Origin of the sequence: Salinivibrio sp. SS2, assembly GCF_001722075.1 — a bacterium.
Classification (GTDB): Bacteria; Pseudomonadota; Gammaproteobacteria; order Enterobacterales; family Vibrionaceae; genus Salinivibrio; species Salinivibrio proteolyticus.
Window position 1 is genome coordinate 1 of sequence record NZ_MEBP01000081.1, and the last position, 21,192, is coordinate 21,192.

At 50.2% G+C, this 21,192-nt stretch carries 19 protein-coding genes; 13 read left to right on the forward strand and 6 right to left on the reverse strand.

Annotated elements, in window-relative coordinates; translation table 11 throughout:
* The first annotated feature begins 163 nt into the window (after window positions 1–163).
* The 3 genes from BGK46_RS09150 (at window position 164) to BGK46_RS09160 (ending at window position 2,365) form a co-directional block, all read left to right on the forward strand.
* On the forward strand, window positions 164–1,315 hold the full coding sequence (locus BGK46_RS09150; RefSeq protein ID WP_069588704.1) for an HD-GYP domain-containing protein: 1,152 nt from the start codon (window positions 164–166) through the stop codon (window positions 1,313–1,315).
* A 67-nt stretch (window positions 1,316–1,382) separates the two neighbouring features.
* Window positions 1,383–1,814, forward strand: a complete 432-nt coding sequence (locus tag BGK46_RS09155; protein WP_069588706.1) for a DUF3010 family protein — start codon at window positions 1,383–1,385, stop codon at window positions 1,812–1,814.
* Window positions 1,815–1,840: 26 nt separating this feature from the next.
* A complete protein-coding gene (locus BGK46_RS09160; protein WP_069588707.1) occupies window positions 1,841–2,365 on the forward strand; it encodes a methylated-DNA--[protein]-cysteine S-methyltransferase in 525 nt (174 codons plus the stop codon).
* Here BGK46_RS09160 and BGK46_RS09165 read toward each other — a convergent pair whose 3' ends face one another.
* Entirely contained in the window at window positions 2,366–2,794 is a 429-nt protein-coding gene (locus BGK46_RS09165) for a GNAT family N-acetyltransferase (protein WP_069588709.1), read from the reverse strand.
* A 94-nt stretch (window positions 2,795–2,888) separates the two neighbouring features.
* Window positions 2,889–3,608 (reverse strand): sortase-associated OmpA-like protein PdsO, encoded by a 720-nt coding sequence (gene pdsO / locus BGK46_RS09170; protein WP_069588711.1) that lies wholly within the window; start codon window positions 3,606–3,608, stop codon window positions 2,889–2,891.
* Between the two features lie 205 nt (window positions 3,609–3,813).
* On the opposite strand from pdsO, the gene pdsR reads away from it, so the two are divergent.
* The 4 genes from pdsR (at window position 3,814) to BGK46_RS18030 (ending at window position 7,757) form a co-directional block, all read left to right on the forward strand.
* Window positions 3,814–4,512: a proteobacterial dedicated sortase system response regulator gene (gene pdsR / locus BGK46_RS09175; RefSeq protein WP_069588746.1), complete on the forward strand. Its 699-nt coding sequence runs from the start codon at window positions 3,814–3,816 to the stop codon at window positions 4,510–4,512.
* A complete protein-coding gene (gene pdsS / locus BGK46_RS09180) occupies window positions 4,509–6,752 on the forward strand; it encodes a proteobacterial dedicated sortase system histidine kinase (RefSeq protein ID WP_139130761.1) in 2,244 nt (747 codons plus the stop codon). Before pdsR ends, pdsS begins: the two co-directional genes overlap by 4 nt.
* A gap of 52 nt (window positions 6,753–6,804) precedes the next feature.
* The gene (locus tag BGK46_RS09185) at window positions 6,805–7,473 is read left to right on the forward strand and encodes a glutathione S-transferase family protein (protein WP_069588713.1); all 669 of its coding nucleotides are present in this window, start codon (window positions 6,805–6,807) and stop codon (window positions 7,471–7,473) included.
* 77 nt (window positions 7,474–7,550) lie between these two features.
* Complete coding sequence (locus BGK46_RS18030) at window positions 7,551–7,757, forward strand: DUF1289 domain-containing protein (RefSeq protein WP_198532242.1); 207 nt, start codon at window positions 7,551–7,553, stop codon at window positions 7,755–7,757.
* Here the strand turns inward: BGK46_RS18030 and BGK46_RS09190 are convergent.
* Window positions 7,725–8,102: a helix-turn-helix domain-containing protein gene (locus BGK46_RS09190; protein WP_069588714.1), complete on the reverse strand. Its 378-nt coding sequence runs from the start codon at window positions 8,100–8,102 to the stop codon at window positions 7,725–7,727. The two genes, BGK46_RS18030 and BGK46_RS09190, sit on opposite strands and share 33 nt — an antisense overlap.
* Before the next feature lie 152 nt (window positions 8,103–8,254).
* Between BGK46_RS09190 and BGK46_RS09195 the strand changes: the two genes are divergently transcribed.
* The 3 genes from BGK46_RS09195 (at window position 8,255) to BGK46_RS09205 (ending at window position 12,592) form a co-directional block, all read left to right on the forward strand.
* The gene (locus BGK46_RS09195) at window positions 8,255–8,491 is read left to right on the forward strand and encodes a DUF3283 family protein (protein ID WP_069588717.1); all 237 of its coding nucleotides are present in this window, start codon (window positions 8,255–8,257) and stop codon (window positions 8,489–8,491) included.
* A gap of 411 nt (window positions 8,492–8,902) precedes the next feature.
* Complete coding sequence (locus BGK46_RS09200; protein ID WP_069588718.1) at window positions 8,903–10,813, forward strand: methyl-accepting chemotaxis protein; 1,911 nt, start codon at window positions 8,903–8,905, stop codon at window positions 10,811–10,813.
* 108 nt (window positions 10,814–10,921) lie between these two features.
* Entirely contained in the window at window positions 10,922–12,592 is a 1,671-nt protein-coding gene (locus BGK46_RS09205) for a pyridoxal phosphate-dependent decarboxylase family protein (RefSeq protein ID WP_069588721.1), read from the forward strand.
* An 8-nt stretch (window positions 12,593–12,600) separates the two neighbouring features.
* On the opposite strand, the gene BGK46_RS09210 is transcribed toward BGK46_RS09205, so the two are convergent.
* Entirely contained in the window at window positions 12,601–14,061 is a 1,461-nt protein-coding gene (locus tag BGK46_RS09210; protein WP_069588722.1) for a TrkH family potassium uptake protein, read from the reverse strand.
* Window positions 14,062–14,313: 252 nt separating this feature from the next.
* Window positions 14,314–16,113, reverse strand: coding sequence for a DEAD/DEAH box helicase (locus BGK46_RS09215; protein ID WP_069588724.1), 1,800 nt, complete (start codon window positions 16,111–16,113; stop codon window positions 14,314–14,316).
* A 371-nt stretch (window positions 16,114–16,484) separates the two neighbouring features.
* Between BGK46_RS09215 and BGK46_RS09220 the strand changes: the two genes are divergently transcribed.
* From BGK46_RS09220 to BGK46_RS09230, 3 genes are all read left to right on the forward strand, one after another.
* Window positions 16,485–18,467 carry an exoribonuclease II gene (locus tag BGK46_RS09220; protein ID WP_069588725.1) on the forward strand — a complete coding sequence of 661 codons (1,983 nt, stop codon included), beginning with the start codon at window positions 16,485–16,487 and terminating at the stop codon, window positions 18,465–18,467.
* A 330-nt stretch (window positions 18,468–18,797) separates the two neighbouring features.
* Window positions 18,798–20,027, forward strand: coding sequence for a GGDEF domain-containing protein (locus tag BGK46_RS09225; RefSeq protein ID WP_069588727.1), 1,230 nt, complete (start codon window positions 18,798–18,800; stop codon window positions 20,025–20,027).
* Entirely contained in the window at window positions 20,024–20,515 is a 492-nt protein-coding gene (locus BGK46_RS09230; RefSeq protein WP_069588728.1) for a C40 family peptidase, read from the forward strand. Before BGK46_RS09225 ends, BGK46_RS09230 begins: the two co-directional genes overlap by 4 nt.
* On the opposite strand, the gene BGK46_RS09235 is transcribed toward BGK46_RS09230, so the two are convergent.
* Window positions 20,506–21,102: a DNA-3-methyladenine glycosylase I gene (locus BGK46_RS09235; protein WP_069588730.1), complete on the reverse strand. Its 597-nt coding sequence runs from the start codon at window positions 21,100–21,102 to the stop codon at window positions 20,506–20,508. The genes BGK46_RS09230 and BGK46_RS09235 overlap by 10 nt on opposite strands.
* Window positions 21,103–21,192: the final 90 nt, after the last annotated feature.

Genomic DNA, 21,192 nt, shown 5'->3' on the forward strand with positions numbered 1-21,192 from the left:
TATTATCTGAATTCAGGCCTACTTACGTATCAATATTGGTCGGCTTATTACTCGTTTTGCCACAAAAACTTAATTTGTATCGCATTTGATAAAAAAAACGAAAAGAAATGAGTAATAATCGAGTTCACTAGACCACCAGTGAGCTGTAAGGGAGTTGGACAAGATGTTACAAAAAATTAGTATCCAACAACTGACACTTGGAATGTATGTAGAAAAAATCGAGACAGAGATACCCCAGACAAAAGTCATTAAACCCGGCTTTATTCGCCGTCCTGAAGTTATCGAAAAGTTAATGCATAGCGGGGTTAAGAGTATTTGGATCGATACTACTCGTCACCTAGAAAGCGGAATGGCTCAGCATCAACAATCTCTATACCGAGGAAAATACGCCTCCCTAGGTGCAGATATTGATAAAGCACGAGAGCTCATTGATATATCCAAACAACAAATTACTCGATTATTCAATGATATATATGCCAACAAGCCGATTGAGATAGAACCTTTAGAAAAATTAGGGCTAAGTATCGTAGAGAATATTTTTGAGCGTCAACATGCCGTCGCATGGTTAAGTGGCATTCGCGATAAAAGTGCGTATTTAATGGAGCACTCACTCAATGTGGCGTTCTTGTTGGTTAACTTTGGTAAGTATCTTGGTTTTGATCGTAAGACCTTGCAAGAGCTTGCAATTGGCGGGCTCGTACATGATGTAGGGAAAGTCCTTGTCTCTGATGAAGTCCTTCATAAGCCTGGAAAGCTAACACCAGAAGAGTTTGACCATATGAAGCTTCATCAAGTTTTTTCTCAACCTGTCCTCGACAGTATTCCTGATTTATCTCAGGTTGCTCGTGATGTCAGTTTAATGCATCACGAAAAGTTGGATGGTAATGGCTACCCCAAAGGCTTGAAAGGGAAACAAATACATACAATTGGCCGAATGAGTAGTATTGTTGATATATACGACGCACTTACCGCTGACCGTTGCTATAAGAAGGCCATGTCTCCGTCAGAAGCCTTTAAGGTGATGATGAGTTTAACCCCTTACCATCTTGACCCCAAACTGTTACGTTCTTTTATACAGTGCATTGGCTTTTATCCAATTGGTTCTCTCATTGAGCTTGCTGACGGTCGAGTAGGTTTAGTTTGGAAGGAAAACTTAGATGACTTTTCACGCCCCGTTGTCAAACTATTCTATTCGGTGAAAAGTGGTCGTTTTAGAGATGTGCAATATATAGATCTGAAGAAAAGACAAGATTTGCGTATAGCCCGCGCGACAAATGAGGCAGTTCTCGGTATCTGTGTGGATGCATTTCGTTAATCCTGTGACGACGCGAGACCTTTTGCGTATACTGCCCGCCCTTACTGATTAAGACAGAGAGATCATCATGAGAGTTTGTGCTGTTGATTTAAAAGCTAATGAAGCGAACATTGTATTGCTAGACAGCGACAACGGCTTGTTTTCTGTGCCTGAGTGCCGCGCAAAAAAGATCACCGTTGCCAAGCCTGAAGCACAAGAAAGTATCCAACACTTTCATCGCACCATGAGCAAGCTGGTCGAAGACTATCAGGTAGAAAAGATCGTGATCCGCGAGCGCCCAACCAAAGGCAAATTTGCCGGTAGCAGTGCTGGATTCAAGCTAGAAGCCGCGTTGCAGCTAATTGAGGGAATCGATGCTGAGGTGCTGCCAAGCAGCGTAATGAAGCAAACCCTAAAACGTCACCCTGTTGATGTGAGCTTAAAAGAACTCGGCCTTAAGCAGTTCCAAGAACAAGCGTTTTTAACCGCTTGCGCGTATTGTAATCAGCACACCAACTAATTAAGTGACAACCACAAGGATGTGTTATGAGCCAAATCACTTATGCATCACCACTCGGTGAGTTAACCTTAACCGCGAATAGCGACGGACTCACCGGGTTGTATTTGTCTAAACGCGCACCGCAACCCGTTAATGCATCGTCTCACTCCGCCCAACGGGTACTGGATGAAGCATGTCGTCAGCTAGATGGTTACTTCAATGGCACGCGCCAACAATTCTCTTTGCCCCTCGCCCCACAAGGCACACCCTTTCAGCAACGGGTATGGCAAGCGCTACAAGCAATTCCGTATGGGCAAACGGCCAGCTATCAGACCATTTCCACCGCTATTGGTAACCCAAAAGCCAACCAAGCGGTAGGCGGCGCGAATGGCAAGAATCCGATTTCTATCATTATTCCTTGCCATCGTATTATTGGTCGCCAAGGGCAGCTGATTGGCTACGGGGGCGGTCTTGCGGCCAAACAAGCCTTGTTAATATGGGAAGCAACCGGTGAATGGCCAACCACGCTCCCCAATCCGCAAAGTGGTAAAGAAAAAGCCTTTGTCGCTTAGCTACGCTGCTAACGCTTTTATCAGTCGCTCTGGGGTAAGTTTAAAACCGCAGTGCAAGTAAAAGCTTTGCGCATCGGCTTTGTGATAGCTCGGGACCACTTCAATCTGATCACACCCTCTTGCCTGCAAACAGGTCTCGGCGGCACTGAGTAACTGGCGGCCGAGGGTCATGTCTCGAAAGTGTTCATCCACCATAATGGTGCTGATGCGCCCGACATGGTTGGATTTATCCAGTTGTAAGATCACATTGAACGCCACCACGCCTGCGACCAACCCACAAAGCTCAGCGACTAACACGTTGGCATCTTCTGCGTGAATCAGATCGGTGAGTGTTTTCTTCATTTGACGCCACGGAAGTGGGTCAGGCTGACAGCGCTCACACAAAGCGCAAATGGCATCGATATCGTGAAGGGTTGCCTGTCGAATCATGGTGTCTTCCTTGGTTGCCGAAGATAAGTCTCTAACATTTGCGATGGGCTAGGCCGTTGCATGGTAGCCCAGCCCCAAAACGATAAAGCGACGATTACTGTGCCTGTGCCATTTGCCCGCCTTTCACGCGTGAAAGGGTAACGCGACGGTCAAAGAAAAAGCCTTCATTGTCGGCTTGGTCGGCCAATGGCTGGCTGTCTCCATACGCAACCGTATCTAGCTGCGCCGGATCGACCCCAACCGAGACCAAGTAGTCATAAACCGCTTGCACACGTTGCTCTGACAGCGCTTGGTTATAGGCTTTGCGCCCCCGTGGGTCGGCATACCCGGCCAATTGCCATTGCGCATCCGGCATTTGCTGGATAAACCCTGCTAGCTCATCAAGCTGAATCATAAAGTGGGGTTCAATGTCAGCCGAGCTGGTTCGAAACTGAATATTCATCGCTAAGTCGATATCCTCGATAGAATGTTGCTCGGTGCGCAAGCGGGCAAGTTCTAATTGAGCTTCGTTGTATTTTTGCGTAACAAGACTCAGCTGTTCATTTTTCGCATTCATCGTTTCAATCGTATCTTGCTGCTCCGTCGCAAGTGTTTCGAAGCTCGCGTTTTGTCCCATCACGGTGCCGATAATCGCTCCCGCGACTGCGCCGACCGGTCCGGCCACTAACGCGCCAGCCACCGCGCCGCTGCCCATACCGATCAATTCTGGTTTTTTGTCTCGCTCAACATGTGTGGCGGCCATCCCTTGTGGGGTTGCCACGACAAACATAGAAACCGCGAATACAGAGTGTGTGAGTGCTTTTTTGATATCCATAATGTCCTCGAAAGTGTGTTTGTTGTGCCGTGCTGGCGATGAGGACATTAAAACAAGCCGATCAGGCATTTTGCGGGAGCAAAAATGGCAATGTGGCGATCAATTGTGGCAAAAAAATGGCAATTGCGCGGATTCCAGCAAAAGGGGTTTTCTCTGCGCTGAGTTTGGGTATAGTCACTGCAACACTCGTTACCTATCCCGTACCATGAAGCAGATAGCAATTGTTGAAGATGAAGCCGCCATTCGCGATAACTATGCCGATGTGATTCGTCGCCAAGGCTATCAGGTCAATACCTACGCCGATCGCCCATCCGCCCAAACCGCTTTTGAGCAACGTCTACCCGATTTAGCCATTATCGACATTGGTCTGGGGAATGAAATTGACGGCGGCTTTGCGCTATGCCAAGCCCTGCGCGCGATGTCTGCAACAGTGCCGATTATCTTCTTAACCGCTCGGGATAGTGACATTGACACAGTGGTGGGGCTGCGAATGGGCGCCGATGATTACTTGACCAAAGACGTCTCACTGCCTCACCTGATGGCACGCATTGCCGCCTTGTTTCGCCGCAGTGATCTCTTGGCCCAAGCGCCGGCTAGCCAAGTAAAAAGTCTGCATTGCGGCCCGCTGAATCTTGATTTGGATCGGATGCGCGTTTATTGGCATGACACCTTGATCGATCTCACTGTGACCGAGTTTTGGATGGTCCATGCCTTGGTTAAACGTCCGGGCCACGTCAAAAGCCGTCAAGCATTAATGGATGAAGCACACGCGGTGGTGGACGACAGCACCATTACCTCGCACGTGAAACGGATCCGTAAAAAGTTTCTCGCCGTCGATAGCCAATTTAATTGCATTAGCACCGTCTATGGCATGGGGTATCGTTGGGATGAGGAACACCCATGAGCCTGAGTCGACTGCGTCGTTATGGCTTAAAAGGACGTCGCTGGGTGCGAGAAGGGCTGGCCGGGATCCGCACCAAGATTGTAATTCTCTCGAGTTTTCTACTGCTGCTGCCCTATTTGGGCTACCAGTACGTGTGGGAAATGGAAAGTGTTTTACGCCAAGGCCAAGAGCAGACGCTCATGGGCACCGCTCGGGCCTTTGCGATGGGGATGAACGATCGCCCCAGCTTATTTACCCAGCATGCCCCACCCTCTACCTTAGAGCCGGGCAAAGATTTGCATGCATTTCGCTTAACCCAGCCGATTCGCTTAGATGGCAACTTAGAGGATTGGCAACCCTATCGCCATCATCAGCGCCTTTATCAACGCAACGGACTGATCTTTAGCCAAGGTGCATACAACAGTGACACGCTTTCTTTAGCAATCATGAGTGGCAGCACCGACACTGCGGTATATTTCGCGCTCGATATTGTCGATAGCACCCCTGCCACGCCGCAAGCGACAGGCGATATCGACAGCCAAGATCATCTCATATTGGCACTCACCTCACCGCAAGGGGCGTTTTATCGCGTCGCCATTGGACAAGCGCGTGATTCTGACAATGCAAAAATCATCCATCTTGATAACGGTCTTGCCGACAATGCCACCGGCGTAAATATCGAAGGTCCGCCCCAACCACTTCCCATTGCCGCTAAGTGGCGCGCCACCGAGCAAGGCTATCAAGTTGAGATCAAACTGCCAGCGGCTTGGGTCGGCCAGCAGCTCGGCATTGCTTACTACGATGTGGACGACAGTTTTAACCGCGGTCTACGCGCGATCATTGGCACCGCATCAACACGTTCGGCGGCAACGCTGGGCAGCTTTATGATGCCCTCAGCACCCATTCAAGCATTAATTGAGCGAATGAATAATGGCGCCTCCAGTGTATGGGTGGTTGATCAACACAGTCGCGTGCTAGCAAAAGCAGGCGATATCCAAACTTCCACCGGTGTCTGGCAACCTCGCCAAGCGATCCCAGAGCAGCAAGGCGTCATGGATTGGATAACACAAACGCTGCTACGCCCTTGGTACGATAAGCTGCTTGTGACCCCGCCTGAGCATTTTGTCGATGCGATGCAACAAGCCTCAATTTATAAGGGCGTACAGGCGCAACAAGCCTTACAAGGGCGGCCTTACGCCAGTTGGCGCAGCTCAGATGACAACCAAGCGATGATCTTAACCGCAGCCTACCCGATTTGGTTGGACGGTAAAGTAGCGGGGGCCGTGATTGTTGAAGAGACCACCAACGGGATCCGTAGCCTGCGTAATGAGGCCCTCGAAACCCTCTTTTCCGTGATGCTCGCGGTGATTTGTACCGGCGTGCTCTTGCTGCTGTTATTCGGCTCACATATCGCCAAACGTCTGCGTCGCCTCCAACAAGAAGCTAATCATGCTATCGATAGCCAAGGGCGTGTCACGGGCACAATCACACCGGCAACCAGCCACGATGAAATCGGTTTACTAACCCAAACCATCACCGACATGGTTGGCCGCATTGCTGGCTATAACCAGTATCTTGAAAAAATGTCATCTCGCTTATCCCATGAGCTGAGAACGCCCATTGCGGTAGTGCGATCGTCATTGGAAAACATGGCGTACACGCAAGCGGACCCTGACCAGCTCACCTACATCAACCGCGCCCAAGACGGGGTGCAACGCCTTGCGGGGATCTTATCGACCTTAACCGAAGCCACACGCCTTGAACAAAGCTTTGATAATGCCGATAAAGAGCCGGTGAATCTCAATGCACTGATAGAAGGCTGCGGGCAAGGCTATCAACTGGCGTATCCGGATCATCAGTTTAACATCACGCTACCAGTGCAAACCGTTCGAGTATTCGCTGTGCCCGACTACCTCGCGCAGTTATTGGATAAGCTCGTGTCCAACGCGGTTGAGTTTGATGATGGCGCCACCCCGATTGATCTTGCGCTGAGCCTTGACCCTGAGCATATTACTATCACAGTAAGTAACGCCGGGCCGCTACTGCCCGAACACATGCGTGATCAGCTATTCCAATCGATGGTCAGTGTGCGGTCAGAGTCGCATAAATCGGATAAACCGCATCTCGGGTTAGGCCTTTACATTGCACGTTTGATTGCAGACTTTCACCAAGCGACACTTGTGGCCAGCAATCGCGCCAGCCAAGATGGTGTGACAATGTCACTTATATGGCCCAGCACACTGCAGCTTGGCGAAGATTGATCTTCCGCTTTATCGTGTCGATACTGAGGGTTCACTGACAGGGAGAGCTAACATGATTGACTTTTATTCAGCCGCCACACCCAATGGCTACAAAGTCGCGATCGCCTTGGAAGAAATGGGGCTGCCGTATCAATTGCATGCACTCGATTTAATGGCGAACGAACAGAAACAACCGGAATTTCTGGCGATTAACCCCAACGGTCGTATTCCTGCCATTATCGATCAGGACAACGACAATTTTGCCGTGTTTGAGTCCGGTGCCATTTTGCTCTATCTCGCGGAAAAGACGGGGCAGTTTCTCCCGTCAGACCCTAAAGCGCGCTCGCAAACTATCCAGTGGCTCATGTTTCAAATGGGTGGGGTTGGGCCCATGATGGGCCAAGCGAACGTCTTTTACCGCTATTTCCCAGAGAAAATCCCAGCGGCAATCGAACGCTATCAAAAAGAGGGGCGACGCTTACTCGAAGTGGTTGATGGCCAGTTGCAAAAACATCCGTTCCTTGCCGGCGACGAATACACCATTGCCGATATGGCCACCTGGCCTTGGGCGCGCATTCATGAATGGAGCGGCATTGATATTTCGGGCCTTGATGCTTTAAAAGCGTGGCTAGATACGCTAGCGGCAAGGCCTGCCTGCCAAAAGGCGCTACTCACGCCCGCCCCCTCTGACGCGACAGATGAAGAGCGTGCCAAACAAATTCGCGGCATGGTCACACGCTAGGCTGAGCGGTATACTAAACGGGCAGGCACATCATTGGCCTGCCCTTTTTGTTCTGTCTATGCTGTCGAGGTTTTGTCGTGTTAACGCCCTGTATTGGTTTGTGCCGCCGTGAAGAAGATGTTTGTGTAGGGTGCAAGCGTACCCTCGATGAAATCATTGCGTGGGGCAAAATGACCGACGATCAGCGCGCCGCGATTATGGCTGAGCTCCCACAGCGTCCTGACCCAAAACCGCCTGAGCCCATTCGCCCCTCACGAAACCCATTCAAACGACGATTCAGCTGATGCCACCAGTGGTTTACGGTATTCAATAATCACTTGGTTACCTTCGTAGTACACAGCTTCAATGTCGCCGTCGACAATGACTTTACTGGTTACCAACACATCTTGGTGCGCTTGTTCGCGCTCGCGCAGGCTGGGTAAGATTTTGTTGGGCTCTACGCCCATCGCTTGACAAAATGCGAACACAAAACGGCTGTCGAGTGTGGCATCGCCATGAATACAACGTGAAAAGGTAAGATGGCTGACTTCTAAGCGTTTTGCCATTTCAATTTGCGTGATCCGTGCTTTGGCTTTGTACGACATCCACGTGTCGTAGAGGGCTTGTCGATCCTCTTGGTTAAACGTCATCCTAGTGTCCAATCGAAAAAAAGAGCATTGGCTGCAAGGGTAACAAGCCACGACCGACGAATGTCAGCCTGCCGTTAAGCGCGAGTTAATCTTGCCGTGTGGCATCGACTTCGCTAGGATCGCGACTACGCGCCCAAACACAAGAGCCCCCTATGGACATTAATTTGGCGAACCTGCCTGCCGATGAAAAACAAAAAATAGAACTCGACAAACAAGCCGCCTACGCAGTTTGGAAAGTGGTCAATAACAAAGCAGAGTCGAGCTTATTCGAGCAAGAAGCGCATGCGCTGGGTGAGTGGCAACGGGACTTCTACCTCGAATGCGTCGAAAAGTATCGAGCCCAACCCGACGCCTTCATCATTCCCGAACAAGATCCCCCTGTCAGCTGATCCTCTCGCGCCTATTAAGGCGCGTTTACACAAAGCGCTCCGCACGGATAAAAGTGACCGACTTTAAACCAGTTATTCTCCCTGCCAATAAATCACCTGTTTAAAACAGTAAAAGTGCCTGCGTTTTATGACACCTCCAGTGCACGAGTGACGCCAAATTGTCATACACTTTTTTGTCATTTCGACTAGCCAAATCCACCAACCCGCTCTACTGTTATTCTTATCAAAAAGCATTCATTATTTGGCGAGTTGCCGAACATTTAACTAACTTTAAACCGATGTTGGCTGGGTGACTCCGCGGTAAACATAATAAAAACCGCACAGAAAAGCGGGCAACATACGATTACCGCCAGTAGGAAGCACCCTTACTTTTTAGACAGACAAGCGTTAACTCAGTAAGGGGTAAAAACTATGACGTTGGGGTTTAAATCACGCATTATGGTTGGGGTCGGCCTATTGGTTACCGTCTCTCTCGTGGTGTTGGGAACACTCAATACGCTCTCGCTACGAGAGAAAATGATCGAGTCTCTCACCACACAAACACAAAACAAGCTTGATCACCATGTCGCTGAGTTAGAGCAACTCGTGACATCTCAGCTATCAGCGATAGAAAAAGGTGCAAATCACTTTACGACGAGCCTCACGGCACAAGAAAACGTTGCACAAGTGAGGATGTTGGCAGATACCGCTGGTATCGCCAATGTGATCATGACGTATGAAACCGGTGATTCTTTTATGTCGAATCATTCGGGCGATGGTGTGACCACCAACCAATATAACTTCCGCGATCGCGACTGGTATCGGCAAGTCAAAGCCGATCAAGCCATTCACTTAACCGGTATTTATACCGACAAAGTGACCGGCGGTAAGGTGATCAGCGCGGTCGCACCCGTGTTTGAAAATGGCCGCTTCATCGGCGCGTTGCTTGGTGACATTCCACTGGAGAGCGTGATCACTCAGGTAAGCAACATGCGCTTTGCCGGTGGTGCCGCGACACTGACCGATCAAAACGCAGTCTTTTTTGCCAGTGATGATCCGAATGATATCGGCAAAACGCCCTCTCAGGTCAGTGCCACCTTCAGTGATATGGAAAACATGTTCCGCACCGATGAGCAAGGTCACTTGAGCTTTCCCTATATGGGCATTAATTTTGATGGCTATTTCCAGCGCGTTAACCTCACGGAAAATCGCTATTGGACGCTGATGGTATTTGTGGATCAGCAAACGGCGTTGGCGGACATTCGCAGTGCTAAAATTGAATCTTTAGTGACGGGGCTCATCCTGCTAGCACTGAGCTTGGCAGCAATCTATCTGATCATCAATTACTCATACCGTCCACTGATCAAACTGAAACAAGCGGTGTTAGATCTCTCCAAAGGGAGCGGCGATCTCACCGCACGACTTGAGGTCAATGGCAACGATGATTTGGCCCAAATCAGCCGCGGCTTTAATACCTTTGTCGAAAACCTGCAAAATATGATGCTGAAGGTCTCCCAAGCCAGTCAAATGATTTCGAGCAACATCACTCAGCTGTCGCAAAACACCCAAGAAAACGAGTCTGTTCTCGAGGCGCACTCGGCAGAAACCGAACAAGTGGTGACCGCGATTACTGAGATGAGTGAAAGTGCACGCAGTATTGCTCATAACGTCTCGCAATCGAATGACATCACAGAATCGGCCAGTAAAGAAGCCAGTCAATCGCTTGAAGTGGTCGACAATGCCGTCGTCACCGTGAGTGCACTGGTAGATGAAGTGGAAGATATGTCAGCCCGAATCACCAGCATGAATCAGGATGCAAACAAAATCAGCGACGTGCTCAATGTGATCGGGGAAATTTCCGAGCAAACCAACCTGCTTGCCCTTAACGCCGCGATTGAAGCCGCGCGGGCCGGTGAGCAAGGCCGTGGGTTCGCGGTGGTTGCCGATGAAGTTCGTGCCCTCGCCGCGCGCACGCAAAGCAGCACGACCGAAATCTCAGATATGCTTACTGCCCTCCTTGATGGCACATCGAGCGTGGTTGAGGCGATGGGAAAAACCAAAGAGCAGTGTCAAAGCACGGCGGATAAGACGTCGGAAGTCTCAAACAGCCTGACCATCATGAGCGCCTCCGTACGTGAAATTGATGATGTTAGCACCCAAATCGCAACCGCGACCGAAGAACAAAGTGCCGTAGCGGAGGAGTTGAGTAAAAACATGCTCTCGATTCGCGACATGGTGAGCAGCTTAGTCGAGAGCGGCAAGCAAACCGTTTCCGCAACCGACTCATTATCACAATCGAATCAAGAGCTTGATCGCTTAGTGTCGAATTTTAAACTGCAGTAGTTTTACACGCAGTCCGTTTCAAGCGGCACAAGCACCCTTACGCTTTATTCGGTTGTTGTTATCGTCAGGCAGGGCCCCCTGCCTGACTTCGCAGTTGGAGATGTAGTTATGTCTAGTGCTCACCCCGACGGCTATGCCGTCACCCCCACGTTCGCTAAACATTACCAAACCATGCGGGCGCATTTTTTTAACCGAGACCCGAACCGCTGGCCCATTTATCGTACCCCGGGTTTAGCCCAGTGGCTCGAGCAAGGCATGCTCCCTGCACCAACGTCACCCGATATACATTTGCTTGAGCAACAACATGTGCCAAGCCACAGCGATCTGAGTCATCATATTTTTCCGCCGCTTGCTTTACACGCGGCAACACACTCCAAAGATTGGACTGCACCGCAAGCGGTCGAAAATGTGATTACCGCACCCTGCGACCCTGCCATTCATGGCGCACTGCTGGCTACTTTGGCCAATCCAAACTTGGTGTATAGCGAATACGCGGGGTTGTCGGTAGAGCTTGAGCAAACTATCGTCCGCCAAGTCGCCAACTTGATTGGTTATGATGACCAACGCGCTACGGGGCTTTTTACCCAAGGTGGCACCTTTGGCAACCTTTACGGTTACTTGCTTGGGCTGAGAAAACAGTTTCCGCTGTCCGGTCAGCGGGGTCTGCAAGGGCAAGACTTTCGGATGATTAATTCATTGGCCGGTCACTACTCCAACATGACGAACCTCGGCCTGTTAGGGACAGATATTCCTAATCAAGTGCTTCGCGTCAAAGTCGATGCGCGTAACCGGATGGATTTGGATGATTTTGCCTACACCTTAAACGGCTGTTTGGCGCAAGGGCTAGCGGTTCCTACCATCTTGCTCACCTTTGGGACTACAGACACTTTTGCAATTGATGACATTGAACGTGTGTATCAGATCCGAGAACGTGCTTGCCAGCAATATAACGTCGACAGCAAGCCTCATATCCATGTGGATGCGGCCGTCGGTTGGCCATTGATCATGTTCAATGATTACGACTTTAACGACAATCCGCTCGGCATTAACAGCGTGACCGCGCAAAAGCTCGCCGCCTTGCTCCCGCGGATCCGCGGTCTGCGCTATGCCGATTCCATCACGATCGATTTCCAAAAATGGGGGTTTGTCCCTTATACCTCCAGTTTGGTGATGTTCAAAAATAGCGACGATATGGAGTGCCTCAAACAAGACCCTCACTATTTCTCCTATTTTGAAGCGAGCAAAACCACCCATACCCACCTGCAATCCACCATTGAGTGTTCTCGCGGTGCAGCGGGGGCTTATGGTGCTTACTGTGCGCTTAATATGCTAGGCAAGCGAGGTTATCAGACCATGATTGCGCATGGCTTACAAAATGCGGAGTATCTGAAAGAACGATTGAGCGATTTACCTTATTGCAAGGTGGTCGCGAGAGAGAATTTGGGGCCCACGGTGGCTTTTCGCCTGTATCACCCCGCTGAAGACCTCGATGTGGATACCTTGTTCGAGCAAGAACAAAAGCTACACCAATTAGGCGCGCGTATCGACAGTATTACCCAACACAGTTTATTTCACCGCCAGCACTTTTTGGCTCGGCAAGGTCGAAAACTTCATACTAATTGGGTTGAATCCATTGCCCATACGGAGTTCGACACCGATGGCCAATGCTTGTTTATGCCCGGCGAAAAGGCCGTGTTCCTTAATCCGTATACCGAGCAGCGCCATATCGGTGAATTTATTGACACCTTAATGGCAACGGAGACTGAACAGCCCGCCTGATCGCGGGCTTACCAACGCCAAAAGTGCGGCATAAACAGGGCCAAAACGGTGAAATACTCCAAACGGCCCAAAATCATTGCGGCATTCAGGAACCAAATACCGGTGTCACTCACCGGCTGGAAGTTGCTGCCAACCTCACCAAAACCTGGGCCCAATACATTGATACATGCGACGACCGCGGTAAATGCAGACCAAAAGTCGAGACCTGTCATCATCATCAACAAGGTGAAAACACCCGTGGTCAGCGCAGCCAGCGACATAAACGCCATAACCGCTTGCGTCACGTCGTTGGATACGACTTTGTCCTGATAGCGAATAGGCAGCATCGCTGAGGGGTGAATCAATTGGTGCAACTGGCGACGAATAATTTTAAACGTGATGATATCGCGAATAATTTTATTCCCGCCAGCAGTCGAGCCAGAGCAGCCGCCCAAATAGGCACAGAACACCAAGAACAGTCCGGTCGCCGCAGGCCAAGAGCTTAAATCAGCAGCACCAAATCCCGTGCTGGTAATAAAAGACACCACATGAAACGCAGCAAAGCTTAGAGAAACCCATACCGATTCATAACGTGATTCACCGTATAAATATAATCCCAATATCAGGGATAAGCAGGCAACGACAATGAGGAAGACCCGTGATTCTTCATCGTCGAAATACAAACGCACACCCCGCCAACCGATGCGAAAAATACGAAAGTGCAAACCGAAGTTAATCGCGCCAAGCAGCATAAAGACATTGGAGATCATCAACATCAAATGGCTTTGAAAGTGCCACATACTGGCATCATGCGTCGAGAAGCCACCGGTTGAAACGGTTGAGAAACTATGGGCAATGGCATCGTAAGCACTCATCCCCGCCAAATAATACGCAAGGGCACAAGCAAGCGTGATCACCACATACACGCCCCATAAATAGTGGGCCGTTTTGGAGATCCGCGGGGACAATTTCTCGTCTTTGATGGGTCCGGGGGTTTCTGCTTTTAACAGCCGCATCCCGCCCACGTTCAACATGGGGAGCACCGCGACCACAAAGATAACGACGCCAAGTCCGCCCATCCATTGTAAAAACTGGCGATACAACAAGAATGAGGCGGGCATGTCATCCAGCCCACTGAGTATGGTGGCACCAGCGGTGCTAAGTGCACTGATCGACTCAAAGGTGGCATCCGAGAAGTTCACCCCAGTCACCAGTTTAATCGGGATCCCACCCAATATACCGACCAAAATCCACGTAAAGGTCGAAAACAATAAGGCATCACGGAAGGTGACTTGGCTTAACTTACTTTTGCGAAATAGCCAAGAGATAACCAAAGAGGCCATCATCATCAGTAAAGAGGGATAAAAAAACTGTGTCGACACATGATCGCGAAATAGGAATAGCGACAGAAGTCCAAACACAAATTGAACAATACCCATCCATAAAACAGGCATGCCCAATAGACGCAGTGTGTTTTGAAAGTTAATCATGACATGGGAAACTCATCATTAACGCGCCAGTGGCCTGCAAGCCCTTCGAACCACTCGCGTTATCACGCCATTAAAGGCGACAACGGTAAAAGTGCACATTAAACCGCGCACCGTTAAAAGTATATAGCTGGCACATCGGGAATGTCCCACAATGCCACAGGCATATCAGCGTCGTTAATACCCTGCCAACAAGGCATTACGTCGCAGACATGGATCAAAAAAGCCGGGCATTGCTACCCGGCTTTCTATTATTTACTGCGCTTGGCGACGCTCACCGCGGAATGAGCCGCGATCATTGCCACGGTCACGGTTGAAGCGACGTTCGCCACGACCACGGTTGTCACGGTCTTGACGACCACGGCCACCGCGATCGCTTGGGCGACGGTCACGGATCACATTGCCTTCAACGCGTTGTGCATTGGTTTCTTTCTGGCGAATACGTAGCTTCTGAAGCTGCGCAAAGACTTCTTTTGGCATGGTCTTTGGCAACTGTACGTAAGTGTGTCCCGGTGCCAGTTTGATCGCACCAATGTTGTTTTTGTCTAGACCTAGCTCGTTAGCAATCGCGCCCACGATGTCTTTAACTTGTACGCCTTGCTCACGACCCACGCTTAACTGATAGGTATCCCAATCTGCAGGGTTGGTATCACGGCGGTCACGACCATTTTGGCGATCATCACGACGACGCTCACGACGTTGGCTTTCACGTTCCATGGCCGCAATCATTGGATCAGGGCCTTTGTAGAACAATGGACGCTTGCCTTGCTGACGCTGAAGTAACATCGCCGCTAAGGTAGTCGCATCAACTTCGATGTCATTTTGTAGCTGTTCAATCAAGCTAACGAAAGGAGCGATTGAGTCAGCATCTTTTTTCTCAGCCAGTTCGCTAGCCAAACGGGCAACACGAGATTCCGCTACTTTATCGCGGTTCGGCAACTGGATTTCGTCCATGCGCGTCTGAGTGACACGCTCAATGGTACGCAGCATACGCATCTGGTTGGTACGTACCAACAAGATCGCTTTACCTGCACGTCCAGCACGACCGGTACGACCAATTCGGTGAATGTAAGATTCAACATCAAACGGAATGTCATAGTTAAAGACATGGGTGATACGTGGCACATCAAGACCACGCGCAACAACGTCAGTTGCTACCAAAATATCAATCACGCCACGTTTGATGTGGTCAACCGTACGCTCACGTTGAGATTGTGGAATATCACCGTGCAGCGCAGCGGCTTTAAAGCCACGTGCAGACAACCAGTCCGCAAGACGCTCGGTATCTTGACGAGTACGAACGAACACAATCGATGCGTCTGTGTCTTGCGTTTCCAAAAGACGGCTCATCGCTTCGTCTTTTTCTACGCCTTTCACGACCCAGAATTGTTGCTCAACTTTCTCAACCGTACGGTTGCTTCCCGCAACGTCGATGCGAGCAGGCTTACGCAAGAAACGATCAACGATTTGTTTAACGATTGGAGGCATGGTGGCAGAGAACAACACGCGTTGTGCTGACTCAGGTGCTTGCTCCATGATCCAAGTGACGTCGTCTACGAAGCCCATTTTGAGCATTTCGTCAGCTTCGTCGAGAATAAAGGTATGTACTTCATCCAGCTTCAAACGATCGCGGTTAATCAAATCTTTCACACGACCAGGGGTACCCACGATAATGTGCGCGCCGCTTTTCAGCGCCTTCATTTGATCAACGATCGAAGCACCACCGTAGATCTCAAGAATTTTGAGGCCTTTGATGTTTTGCGCCAAGGTTTTCATCTCAGCAGCAACCTGAATGGCCAACTCGCGAGTCGGCGCCATCACGATGGCTTGAGGTTTATGCTGGCTTAAATCAACTTTGTTCAACAGCGGCAAAGAAAACGCCGCGGTTTTGCCCGTCCCCGTCTGCGCTTTACCTAGCGCATCACGGCCTTCTAGCAGCACAGGAATAGACGCAGCCTGAATCGGTGTTGGCGATTCAAAGCCCATGGCGTCAAGTGCAGATAAAAGGGTGTCGGCCAGATCTAACTGGCGAAATTTGGTTACAGATTCTTGCATTGGGATCCCAATCTATGAGTGTAGCGAAACGGGGCCCCTTCAGCGTTCTGCTCAACCAGCTACACTGCTCTTTCACAGTGTAAGTCACCAGCGCCACGGGCCTCGGTAATTAAGGGTGTGCATTCTGCGCTATTCAGGCGAAAAAAGCCAGAAAAAGTTGAACAACTTCACAAATTTTGCCGCTTTCGCGCACTCATGTGGCACATTGTTTATCTCGCATACAATCCCTGTATGGTTACGCATCAACCGATTACTGGCGATTCACTCGGATCCACGCCTTACCACACCATCGATAGCAATTTCCGGTCACGGGTTGGTTTTGCGTGACCGAATACGTATAGTGTGGCGATTCGAAAACCGAGACCGATGTTATGTTTCAAGACAATCCCCTGCTAGCGCAACTTAAGCAACAGATCCAAGAAACCCTGCCCAAGAAAGAGGGAACGGTGAAAGCCACTGAAAAAGGCTTTGGCTTTTTAGAAGTGGACGATAAAACCAGCCTCTTTATTCCACCACCGTATATGAAGAAAGTGATGCACGGTGATCGTGTTGAAGCCTTCGTTCGCACAGAAAAAGAGCGTGAGGTCGCAGAGCCGGATGCCTTGGTTGAGCAAAGCATTGACCGCTTTATTGGTCGTGTTCAGTGGATTCGTAACCGTCTCAATATTGTCCCGGATCATCCGCAAATCAAAGATGCTATCCGTGCCAAAACCCAGCGCGGCTTATCGCAAGACGAACTCAAAGATGGCGACTGGGTTGTCGCATCCCTGATCCGTCACCCACTCAAAGGCGACGACAACTTCTTCTGCCAAGTCAGTGAAAAAATCACCGATGCCAATGACAAGATTGCACCTTGGTGGGTCACGCTAGCAAAACATAACTTACCAAACCAAGAGCCAGCGCCTAAAGAAGCATGGGCGATGTTGGAGCAAGGTTTAGAGCGCCGCGATCTGACCGCGCTTCCCTTCGTGACCATTGATAGCGAATCGACCAAAGATATGGACGATGCGTTATATGTAAAAGCCAACGAGCAAGGCGGCTTTACCATGACAGTCGCGATTGCCGATCCGACTGCGTATATCGATGCGGATGACGACCTTGACCAAGTGGCCCGCAGCCGCGGCTTTACGATTTACTTGCCCGGTCGCAATATCCCAATGTTGCCTCGCGATCTGAGTGACGATTTGTGTTCACTACGTGCCCACGAGAAACGTCCGGCGCTTTGCTGTACCTTCAATATCGCTGCCGATGGCACCATTGCCGATGACGCCGAGTTTTTCTCAGCATGGATCCAATCACACGGCCAGCTAGCCTACGACAAGGTATCTGACTACATCGAGCAAGGTGAACAAGCAGCTTGGCAGCCAGAGAGCAGCGACATCGCGGATCAAATCCATCAGTTGCATCAGTTTGCACTTGCTCGCATTGAATGGCGTGAAACGCATGCGGTGACCTTCCCCGATCGTCCAGACTATCGCTTTGAACTCAGCGAAGATAACGATGTGATCGCGATTCATACTGACGCGCGCCGTATCGCTAACCGTATCGTTGAAGAGGCGATGATCAGCGCTAACATTTGTGCGGGTCGCAAACTGCGTGAATCGTTCGGTTTCGGTATTTTTAATACTCACGCAGGCTTTAACAGTGACAAGCTGAACGATGTGGTCGAGTTGGTCAAAGCCCATGAAGGAGAAGCCGATAGCGAGAGTTTGGCAACCGTTGAAGGCTTTAGCGCATTGCGTCGTTGGTTAAACAGCCTCGACAGCACGTATCTCGACAACCGCCTGCGTCGTTTCCAAGCGTACAGTGAAATTGGTCATGAGCCTGCTCCTCACTACGCGATGGGCCTTGATGTCTACGCTACATGGACATCGCCTATCCGTAAGTACGGCGATATGATTAACCACCGCTTACTCAAAGCGATCATTCGCGGCGAAACCGAAGCCAATGCCCCTGCGGATACGGTCGGTGAAGAACTGGCTGGTCATCGCAAACACCACCGCATGGCCGAGCGCGATGTCGCTGATTGGCTGTACGTCCGTTTGTTGAAGCCAGAAGTGGAAGCACAAACCCGTTACACAGCGGAAATCTTTGATATTAACCGCGCGGGTATGCGTGTTCGCCTACTCGAAAATGGTGCACCGGCGTTTATTCCATCGTCACTGATCATCGATAACAAAACCCGCATTGCCTGTGATAAAGAAACTGGCACAGTGACCATTGATGGCAATGTTGAGTTTAAGCTTGGCGACAGCCTAGAAGTGGTGATTGCGGATATCAAAGAATCCACGCGCTCTATTGTGGCAAAACCAACCCAAGTGTTTGCGCTGCCTGAGCAAGCGAAAGACGAATAATCTCGCCCACTTTCTTGTGGCTCTCTACGGCGAGTCCACTCCCCTTCAAAGCCAAGCCTTACCGCTTGGCTTTTTTATTGGGCGTCTTGCGCCGAAAGTGATAAGTTAGTCATTAGTTTCGCGCTATCTAACGGCAAGGCGCCAAGGTCATCGAGCCACCATCCCATCGATAACAAGCCTTGACGGCGCATCGGCTGGAAAAAGCACAAGGCTGGTCACAGTCTGTTTGTTTAAGGCACTGAATTTGGCACCCTTTCACAATGCGCAAACTATGATAGCTAAAACACAAGCATTGATTTTTCACACTTGCCACGCAGTATATAAGGTGTCATGGGGCTGTTACATTCACCGTTAGCACGCTTGGGCGTGCCGCTACTTATCTTCCTTGTTTTTGCTGCCGGTTATCACCCGTTGCTGGCCTCGCTTTCGCCATACCTAAACTTACTCTATGCCGCGCCCTTCTATTTATTATTTACTGCCCTGCTATTAAGTCACTTGTTCAAGAGTGCGCGTGTTGGCATGACTGTGGTGATATTGCTTATTAGCTACACCGTCATTTTAACCCGGCTGCAATCACCGCTGACTGACGGCACAACCTATTTGGAATATGTCCTTCTGGTCGTATTGTTGCCGATTAATTTGCTCTATATTCGCATCACCCGCGATAGAAAGCTGACCTCGCTGTATGGCTTGTTATTTTTTGCCGCTATGGCACTCGAGATTGGCTGGGGCGCGCTGTTAGTGATGCAATATGGTGAATTGGCGACCTGGCTGTACCAGCATCCAGTGTTTGTGCGCATCCCCGCCTTTAGCCCATTGCCCCTGCTTTTGATCGTAATGCTACTGATTGCGCTGTGTATGGCCGCGATACGTGTTTTACATAAAAACAGTGTCGATGATCATGCCACCTTTATCGCGCTCGCCTGTACATCGGTCACGGTGATCTTTTTTGATATGGCCTATGTGTCATCATTTAGTTTTGCCATTGCCGGCTTACTTCTTATTGCCAACCAAGTCGCGTTTAGTCATCAATTGGCCTTTTTAGATGGTTTAACCGCTATTCCAAGTCGTCGGGCATTGCAAGATGAGTTAAAGCACCTCGGTCGCCGTTACACCATCGCCATGCTCGATGTGGATCACTTCAAGCGCTTTAATGACACCTATGGCCATGAAACCGGTGACGATGTGTTAAAACTGGTGGCGAGTTTGCTGTCACAATGCGAAGGTGGCGCAAGCGCTTTCCGCTACGGCGGGGAAGAATTTACCCTTTTATTCAAAGGAAAAACCACCGATCAATGCCTGCCTTTTCTTGACGCATTGCGAGAGGATATTGCCCAATACCCGTTGGTACTTCGTGAAGAAAACCGTCCCACCAACCCGAGTGAAGGCAAGCAAAAACGAGGACAGAAAAAAGATAGCGCAACCGTTCATGTGACTGTCAGTATCGGCTTCGCCGATGCCTCGCAAGCCAGCCAACCGGATGAAGTGTTGCAACTGGCCGATCAAGCGCTGTATAAAGCTAAACAGGCGGGAAGAAACTGTATTCGAGGAAGCGAATGATAAAGCTAGGGTTAGTGTGTACCTTCATCCTGTTGCTAAGCGCATGTAGCAGCTCACCATCGGATCCGGACTCAAGCACAACGCCCGTCTCCTCGGCTCACTCACATTCCGCAAGCAGCCAAGCATTGCACTACGCACTAACCCAGCACTACCAGCAATGGCAAGGCACGCCTTACCGTTGGGGAGGCACCTCACGCCAAGGCATCGACTGCTCAGCTTATACCCAGCGCGTTTATCGTGATGCGCTATCCACGCCCTTACCGCGCACAACCCATGGCCAAGCAAAGGGCGGCTATCCAGTTGATTATCAAGATGCTCAATTGGGCGATTTAGTTTTCTTCCACATTCGCCCCGGCTTGCGCCATGTTGGTATCTATCTCGGCAATCAGCAATTTATGCATGCGTCCACGTCACAGGGAGTGACAGTGTCACGACTCGATAATCCGTATTGGCAAGCGCGCTTCTGGCAATTCCGTCGTTATTTCTGAGGCGACGCTTTTACCGAGTCAGCCAGTTCGCAACAGGGTTGATAGCGCGGACACGTGACGACATGATCATTGACCATGCCAAGCGCTTGCATCAGCGAATAACAAATCGTCTCGCCCACAAACTTAAAGCCACGCTTTTTCAAAAAGCGACTCATGGCTCGGGACTCGTCGGTCGCGGTGGCGACATCGGCATCCGATTGGTGGTGGTTAACAATCGGTACACCGTCAGTAAACTGCCAAAGTGCTTTCGCCAAGGATCCATACTCTTCCACCAGCGTCACCGCCGCTTTCGCATTGGTAAACACAGACGCCACTTTCAAGCGATTGCGGACAATCTCGTGGTTGGCCATGATCTCAGCAATATTCGGCTCAGCCACGTTTGCCAGTTGATAGAAATCGAAATCAGAAAAAGCGGCGCGATACGCGGAACGCTTTTCTAAAATCAGCCGCCAACTTAATCCTGCTTGCGCGCCCTCTAAGCAAATGAACTCAAAGATCGCTTGATCATCAAATGTCGGCACGCCCCACTCGGTATCGTGATAATGCCGCTCCGACTCACTCTGCTGTGCCCATTGGCAAGGTTCCATGACAATTTCCCTCAAAGTTGGTTGCATGATGGTAATGCATTTGTTCCGATTGTCCGCGATTTTGTTGTTCATGCCACGAAATCAGCGAGT

Bases quoted from the DNA above. Each gene is read 5' to 3' on its own strand.
- BGK46_RS09165 (WP_069588709.1), bottom strand. From the start codon at position 2,794: ATGATTCGACAGGCAACCCTTCACGATATCGATGCCATTTGCGCTTTG.
- BGK46_RS09160 (WP_069588707.1), top strand. From the start codon at position 1,841: ATGAGCCAAATCACTTATGCATCACCACTCGGTGAGTTAACCTTAACC.
- BGK46_RS09190 (WP_069588714.1), bottom strand. From the start codon at position 8,102: ATGACGTTTAACCAAGAGGATCGACAAGCCCTCTACGACACGTGGATG.
- pdsS (WP_139130761.1), top strand. From the start codon at position 4,509: ATGAGCCTGAGTCGACTGCGTCGTTATGGCTTAAAAGGACGTCGCTGG.
- BGK46_RS09205 (WP_069588721.1), top strand. From the start codon at position 10,922: ATGTCTAGTGCTCACCCCGACGGCTATGCCGTCACCCCCACGTTCGCT.
- BGK46_RS09185 (WP_069588713.1), top strand. From the start codon at position 6,805: ATGATTGACTTTTATTCAGCCGCCACACCCAATGGCTACAAAGTCGCG.
- BGK46_RS09215 (WP_069588724.1), bottom strand. From the start codon at position 16,113: ATGCAAGAATCTGTAACCAAATTTCGCCAGTTAGATCTGGCCGACACC.
- BGK46_RS09210 (WP_069588722.1), bottom strand. From the start codon at position 14,061: ATGATTAACTTTCAAAACACACTGCGTCTATTGGGCATGCCTGTTTTA.
- BGK46_RS09225 (WP_069588727.1), top strand. From the start codon at position 18,798: ATGGGGCTGTTACATTCACCGTTAGCACGCTTGGGCGTGCCGCTACTT.
- pdsR (WP_069588746.1), top strand. From the start codon at position 3,814: ATGAAGCAGATAGCAATTGTTGAAGATGAAGCCGCCATTCGCGATAAC.
- BGK46_RS09220 (WP_069588725.1), top strand. From the start codon at position 16,485: ATGTTTCAAGACAATCCCCTGCTAGCGCAACTTAAGCAACAGATCCAA.
- BGK46_RS09155 (WP_069588706.1), top strand. From the start codon at position 1,383: ATGAGAGTTTGTGCTGTTGATTTAAAAGCTAATGAAGCGAACATTGTA.
- pdsO (WP_069588711.1), bottom strand. From the start codon at position 3,608: ATGGATATCAAAAAAGCACTCACACACTCTGTATTCGCGGTTTCTATG.
- BGK46_RS09195 (WP_069588717.1), top strand. From the start codon at position 8,255: ATGGACATTAATTTGGCGAACCTGCCTGCCGATGAAAAACAAAAAATA.
- BGK46_RS09235 (WP_069588730.1), bottom strand. From the start codon at position 21,102: ATGGAACCTTGCCAATGGGCACAGCAGAGTGAGTCGGAGCGGCATTAT.
- BGK46_RS09200 (WP_069588718.1), top strand. From the start codon at position 8,903: ATGACGTTGGGGTTTAAATCACGCATTATGGTTGGGGTCGGCCTATTG.
- BGK46_RS09150 (WP_069588704.1), top strand. From the start codon at position 164: ATGTTACAAAAAATTAGTATCCAACAACTGACACTTGGAATGTATGTA.
- BGK46_RS09230 (WP_069588728.1), top strand. From the start codon at position 20,024: ATGATAAAGCTAGGGTTAGTGTGTACCTTCATCCTGTTGCTAAGCGCA.